Raw genomic sequence first — 4965 nt, forward strand, 5'->3', positions numbered from 1 at the left:
ATCTGGAACTACCTCCCCAAGATCGACCGCGTCACCCGTATCCCGTCGAGCATGATGTCCGGCTCCTGGATGGGCAGCCATTTCACCCACGACGACCTGGTCCGGGAGAGTTACTTCGAAGACGACTACCGCTCCGAGATCTCCTTCGCGGGAGAACGCGACGGTCGGCAGATCTACGAACTGACCGCCATCCCCCACCCCGACGCGCCGGTGGTCTGGGGCCGAGTGGAAATGGAGATCGAGCAGGAGACGCTCGCGCCGGTGTCCGCACGCTACTTCGACGAGAAGGGCGAGCTGGTGCGCACCATGCACTTCGAGGCGATCGAACGAATCGACGAACGCCACGTCCCCATGCGCCTCACGCTCCAGCCGCAAGACAAGCCGGACGAGTCGACGGTGATCTCCTACCGGGAGATCGAGTTCGGCGTCCCGCTCGATACGAGCTTCTTTTCACTGCAGAACCTGAGACGACCACGATGACTCCCGGCAACCGTCCGGTCGACACGGCCTGAGACATGCCGCGGAACGTCCTCGGCATCGGCTCATCCCCCCGGCTGGCGCGACCGGCCCTGCTGGTGTTCGTCGCATGGCGCAACCTGTGGCGCAATCCGGTTCGCAGCCTGCTCACGGTCTCGGCCCTGGCCGGCGCGCTGGTGATGGTGATCCTCTACGCCGCCTTGCTCGAGGGCATGCTCACCCAGATGGTCAGCTCGGCTACCGAGCGCACCACGGGCCACCTGCAGGTCCACCGCCAGGCCTTCATCGACGACCGGGACCTGTACGCGACCCTCCCCGGGTCGCACCTCGAGACCATCGAGGCGCTCGACGAGGGCATGGCCGTCACCCCGCGGCTCTATGCCGCCGGCCTGGCCAGTGCCGACCAGACCTCCACCGGCGTGATGATCCAGGCGATCGACCCCGACCGCGAGCCCCGGGTCACCGACATGCTCTCCCACGTCCGTGAGGGAAGAGCCCGGCTCCAGCGCGAGGGTCCGGGGCATGCCCACCCGGTGGTCATCGGCTCGCAGCTGGCCAGGAACATGCGTATCGCCCCGGGCAGTGAACTGGTGCTGGTCACGCAGGCCGCCGACGGCAGCGTCGGCAACGCTATCTTCCGCGTGACCGGCGTGCTCAAGCCCATCGCCCCCGACTTCGATCGCATGGGGGTGCTGCTCTCGATCGATGCCTACCGCGAGCTGATGTCCCTGGAGGACGGCTTTCACGAACTGGCCGTGCACCTGGATGACCCGGACGACATCGCGACAACACAGGTCCGGCTCGACCAGGTGCTCGCCGACCTCGCCTCGGCCCAACCGCTCGATGAACTGGGCGGGCCAGCCGTGGTGCGCAACTGGCGCGAACTGAACCCCACCCTCGCCGACATGCTCGCCCTGAGCGAGACATTGCTGCTGGTCATCGGCCTGATCGTCATTTCGCTGGCCGCCATGGGGGTGCTCAACACCATGCTGATGGCGGTGCACGAGCGCTCGCACGAATTCGGCATCCTGCTTGCCATCGGCATGAAGCGCCGCTGGCTGCTCACGATGGTGATGTTCGAGTCTCTGTTCCTCGGACTGGTGGCCGCGGTTCTCGGCGTGACGGCCGGAATGCTGCTGGTGGCGTATCTCGGCGAGGACGGTATCGATTTCAGTGCCGCCCTGCCCGAGGGATACGACTGGGCCGGCATGGTCTTCGAGCCGGTCATCCCGCTGGCCCTGGAAGCCGGGCATGTCATCGAGGCCGTGCTCCTGATGCTGGGCATCACGCTGCTCGCCGCAGCCATCCCGTCCTGGCACAGCACCCGCCTCAAGCCGGCGGAGGTGATGCGGTGAGCGCGGGGGCAAGACACGCCCACCTGCCCGCGGCCATGCTGCTGCGCCTGGCATGGCGAAATCTCTGGCGGCACCGCCGACGCACGCTGATCACCCTGGCCTCGATCGCCTTCGGTTTCGGACTGGCGATCCTGTTCATCGGCATCGGCGACGGCGGGCACAACTCCATGGTCCGCAACGCGATCAGCCTCGGCGAGGGCCACCTGACCGTCCAGCCGCCCGACCACCTCGTGGCGCCGGCCAACCACAAGTACCTGGCCGACGGCGAGCGCATCGAGCGAACACTCGACCGGCTGGACATCGAGGGCCACGTCGACCCGCGGATCTCGCTGCAGGTGCTGGCCAGCACGGCACGCAATTCGGTGCCCGCCGGACTGGAGGGCCTGGACCCGGTCACCGACCACCGCACGGCGATTCTGTCCCCGCGGCTGGTGGCAGGCATTTGGCTGGAACGGGACGATGCGCGCGGAATCGTCATCGGCGACGGCATGGCCAGCCGGCTCGAGGCCGACATCGGCACCCGGGTGGTGCTGATGGCCGGGGATCAGACGGGCAACTCGCAGGCACAGCTGGGTCGCGTGCGCGGCATCTTCGACTCGGGCGTCGACGAGCTGGACAACTTCCTGGTACTCGCCGACATCTCCCTGGCACGGCATTTTCTCGTCGGAGAAGGGGCCGATGCCGAGCAGAAACCGGTCACCCGCTTCGCCGTGTTCCTCGACGACCCCGATGCAATGGCCACCTGGAAGCCACGCGTGGCCGAGGCGCTGGCCGACGAGCCGGTGGCCGTGCTCGACTGGCAGGAGATGATGCCGCAACTGGTGCAGTTCATCCTGATCGACGACGCCGGCAATTATGTCTTCCTGCTGCTGATCCTCGTCATGGTGATCTTCGGGATTCTCAATACCGTGCTGATGAGCGTGCTCGAGCGCACACGCGAATTCGGCTTGCTGCGGGCACTGGGCCTCGGGCGCGGCCACCTGTTGTTGCTGGTGTTCTGCGAATCGCTGCTGCTCAGCCTGCTGGCCGTGGCCGCCGGCTGGCTGATCGGTGGTGGGGTACACCTCTGGTTCTCCCATCACGGGCTGAACCTGGAGGCGCTGATGGGCGGCAGTACCGCGATGATGGGCACCTTCATGGACCCGGTGATCCGCACGGAGTTGTCGACCGAGCGGGTGATACAGCTGACCGCCATCGTCTTCGGCGCCACGATGGGCAGCGGCATCTACCCGGCCGTGAAGGCCTCGCGGGTCACCCCGGTGGAGGCGCTGCGCACATGAAACACCCGGCCGCACGGCATGACTTTCAAGGGGGACGACAATGACGCTTCTCAGGCTGGAGGGAATCGGCAAGTCCTACCGCCAGGGCGAGGTGACGATCGAGGCACTGGCCGACGTCGACCTGGTGGTGGAGACCGGCGAGTTTGCCGCGCTGGTCGGTCCGTCGGGCTCCGGCAAGACCACGCTGCTCAACGTCATCGGCGGCCTGGACGCACCCAGCACCGGGCGCGTGCTGCTCGACGGCACCGACATGACCGCCCTGCCGGAATCCCGGCTGGCGGAGTTCCGCCTGTTCGAGCTCGGGTTCGTCTTCCAGGCCTACAACCTGGTGCCGGTGCTCAGCGCTCTGGAGAACGTCGAACTGGTGATGGTGCTGCAGGGACGCCATGCGACCGACCGGCGCGAACGAGCCGAACACTACCTGGAACTGGTCGGGCTGGAGGGAATGATGCACCGCCGGCCGGCCGCGCTGAGCGGCGGGCAGCAGCAGCGCGTGGCCGTCGCCCGTGCCCTGGCTGCGGGCCCGCGACTGGTGCTCGCCGACGAACCGACCGCCAACCTCGATTCGGAGAACGCCACCGCCCTGCTGGACATCATGCACCGCCTCTCCCACGAGGAGGGCACCGCGTTCCTGTTCTCCACGCACGACGTACGGGTCATGGAACGGGCCGAACGCATCATCCGGCTGCGCGACGGCCGGATCGTGAGCGATGACCGTGTGGAACCCGGCCACTGATCGGGGCTCGGGCCTCGTCGGATGCCTCGCATGCCTGCTGCTCGCGGCCGCGCCGATTTCGGCCGCCGAACTGACGGGGCGGGCCTCGCTGCTGGGCACGGCTGGCTGGGCGGGATCAGGGGACCTGGGCGCCACCGCCTCCGGGAGCGAACGTCTCACCGGCGACCAGCAGGCCCTGCGCCTGATGCTGGACGAGGCCGGAGAGCACGGGGAATGGTCGCTGCACGTGAACACCCGCCGCCTGCATCTCGACGGGATGCCCCTGCCCATGCAGGTGCCGGTCGATCGATTCCGCTACCGCTCCCTGGCCCATGACTGGATCGACGATCAGGGTGCGGACTCGGTCACGCGCGCCGGCTACGCCGTCGACCGGGCCTTCTATCGGCATCGCTTCGACCAGCTCACCGTCGGCATCGGGCGCCAGCCGATCGACTGGGGAACCGGACGATTCTGGCAGCCGATGAACGTGTTCGGGGCCTTCGCCCCCACGGACCTCGATACCGACTTCAAGCCCGGCATCGACGCACTGGTGGCCGACTGGTACCCGTCGCCCCTGTCCTCGCTGACCGTCGCCTGGGTGCTCTCTCCGCAGCACGATCCCGCCGAGGACAGCGCGGCGGCCTATTTCCGCCGTCAGGTCGGGATGCAGTCGGAGCTGGCCCTGCTCGCCGGGCGCGTGCGGGGTGAGAACGTCACGGGGGCCGCCCTGCAGGGCGAAGTCAGGGGAATGGGCTGGCGCGTCGAGGGCGTACGCCACGGCATCGGCCAGGGAGAAGACGGGGGGCTGTCCTGGATCGCCGGGGTGGATTACCAGTTGCGCGACGGAACGCTACTGACGGCCGAGTGGCGCGACCACGGCGGGACCACCATTCCGAGCGAACCGCTGACCGCGGACACCATGCGCCCGGAGGACCGGCGCGTGCTCGGCCTGGGCGCGAGCCGGGACCTCACCCCATTGCTGCAAGGCGGCTACACGTTGCTCGTCAGCCCCCTCCGAGGTGCCGACGGGTCACGCGAGTTCTCGTGGCTGCACCAGTTGAACCTGACCTGGTCGATGAGCAACGAGTCGGACCTGCTGCTGTCCCTGCTGCACGCCGACGGCCGGGGCCTGGATGCG

General features: G+C 68.0%; 5 protein-coding genes. All 5 read left to right on the forward strand.

What is annotated here, in order from left to right; translation table 11 throughout:
- On the forward strand, positions 1-480 hold a 480-nt coding region (locus ACESMN_RS13285), incomplete at its 5' end, for an outer membrane lipoprotein-sorting protein (RefSeq protein ID WP_373054088.1).
- A gap of 35 nt (positions 481-515) precedes the next feature.
- Complete coding sequence (locus ACESMN_RS13290) at positions 516-1832, forward strand: ABC transporter permease (protein ID WP_372591627.1); 1317 nt, start codon at positions 516-518, stop codon at positions 1830-1832.
- Entirely contained in the window at positions 1829-3112 is a 1284-nt protein-coding gene (locus ACESMN_RS13295) for an ABC transporter permease (RefSeq protein ID WP_373054089.1), read from the forward strand. The genes ACESMN_RS13290 and ACESMN_RS13295 overlap by 4 nt, the downstream gene beginning before the upstream one ends.
- 40 nt (positions 3113-3152) lie before the next feature.
- Positions 3153-3848, forward strand: coding sequence for an ABC transporter ATP-binding protein (locus tag ACESMN_RS13300; RefSeq protein WP_372591629.1), 696 nt, complete (start codon positions 3153-3155; stop codon positions 3846-3848).
- Positions 3823-4965, forward strand: a 1143-nt coding sequence (locus tag ACESMN_RS13305) for a hypothetical protein (RefSeq protein ID WP_373054090.1), incomplete at its 3' end; no start/stop codon positions are given. The genes ACESMN_RS13300 and ACESMN_RS13305, both read left to right, overlap by 26 nt.

This window comes from Thioalkalivibrio sp. (assembly GCF_041690275.1).
GTDB lineage: Bacteria > Pseudomonadota > Gammaproteobacteria > Ectothiorhodospirales > Ectothiorhodospiraceae > Thioalkalivibrio.

Bases quoted from the DNA above. Each gene is read 5' to 3' on its own strand.
- ACESMN_RS13290 (WP_372591627.1), top strand. From the start codon at position 516: ATGCCGCGGAACGTCCTCGGCATCGGCTCATCCCCCCGGCTGGCGCGA.
- ACESMN_RS13300 (WP_372591629.1), top strand. From the start codon at position 3,153: ATGACGCTTCTCAGGCTGGAGGGAATCGGCAAGTCCTACCGCCAGGGC.